This is a genomic window from Pseudomonas sp. P4_C3 (genome assembly GCF_056402075.1).
The window spans coordinates 1-1,195 of sequence record NZ_JBFUIC010000644.1; the positions used below are offsets into that span (position 1 = coordinate 1).

Genomic DNA, 1,195 nt, shown 5'->3' on the forward strand with positions numbered 1-1,195 from the left:
GTGCTGGAACCGGGCGATATGCTCTACCTGCCACCGCGCCTGGCCCATTGCGGCGTTGCCGTTGATGAATGCATGACCTACTCGGTCGGCTTCCGCGCACCGAGCGCCGCTGAAGTGCTGACCCACTTCACTGACTTCCTCAGCCAGTTCCTGTCGGACGAAGAACGCTACACCGACGCCGACGCCTTGCCGACTGCCGACCCTCACCAGATCCAGCGCGATGCACTCGACCGCTTGAAAGGCCTGCTGGCCGAGCACATGAGCGACGAGCGCCTGCTGCTGACCTGGTTCGGCCAGTTCATGACCGAGCCACGTTACCCGGAACTGGTGGTGGGCCCGGAAGACGTCGAAGAAGAGGACTTCATGTCCGCCCTGGAGCAAGGCGCGATCCTGATTCGTAACCCGAGCGCACGCCTGGCGTGGTCTGAAGTCGATGACGACCTGCTGCTGTTCGCCAGCGGCCAGAGCCGTTACCTGCCAGGCAAGCTGCGCGAACTGCTGAAGATGATCTGCGCCGCCGACTCGCTGCACGCCGACAACCTCGGCGAATGGCTGAGCGACGAAGACGGCCGCGGCCTGCTGTGCGAACTGGTCAAGCAAGGAAGCCTGGGGTTTGCCGATGAATAAGATTCACGTACGTGTCGCAGACTGGCAAAAGGACAACGCCGAGATCCGGCGCATTCGTGAGACGGTGTTCGTCGCCGAGCAATCCGTTCCGCCAGAATTGGAATGGGACGCCGATGACATTGATGCAGTGCATTTCCTCGCTTACGAAGGCGACTTTCCGATTGGCACCGCCCGCTTGCTGCCCGATGGTCACATCGGCCGAGTGTCGGTGCTCAAGGACTGGCGTGGCCTGAAAGTCGGCGACGCACTGATGCAAGCGGTGATTGGCGAAGCTGAAGAGCACGGGTTGAAGCAGCAGATGCTCAGCGCTCAAGTGCAAGCCACGGCGTTCTATGAGCGCCTGGGCTTTCACATGGTCAGTGAGGAGTTCCTGGAAGCCGGGATTCCCCATGTGGACATGGTTCGCCATTCGGCCTGAGACCCTGTAGCGAGGGGGCTTGCTCCCTCGCCACAAATGCACTCGACTACACAACAAAACGCCCCGCCATCTCCGGATGCCGGGGCGTTTTGCTGTCTACCATTCAACTTGCCCCATCCCGGGCCGACAAACTGACAATATCAACACTTG

Annotated in this window: 2 protein-coding genes; both read left to right on the top strand. The window is 61.0% G+C overall.

Annotated elements, in window-relative coordinates; genetic code table 11:
• Window positions 1–627, top strand: a 627-nt coding sequence (locus tag AC1DVH_RS31440) for a ribosomal protein uL16 3-hydroxylase (protein ID WP_477757066.1), incomplete at its 5' end; no start/stop codon positions are given.
• The gene (locus AC1DVH_RS31445; RefSeq protein ID WP_477757067.1) at window positions 620–1,045 is read left to right on the top strand and encodes a GNAT family N-acetyltransferase; all 426 of its coding nucleotides are present in this window, start codon (window positions 620–622) and stop codon (window positions 1,043–1,045) included. The genes AC1DVH_RS31440 and AC1DVH_RS31445, both read left to right, overlap by 8 nt.
• Window positions 1,046–1,195 lie beyond the last annotated feature (150 nt).

Coding starts and splice junctions, on each gene's coding strand:
- AC1DVH_RS31445 (WP_477757067.1), top strand. CDS start 620: ATGAATAAGATTCACGTACGTGTCGCAGACTGGCAAAAGGACAACGCC.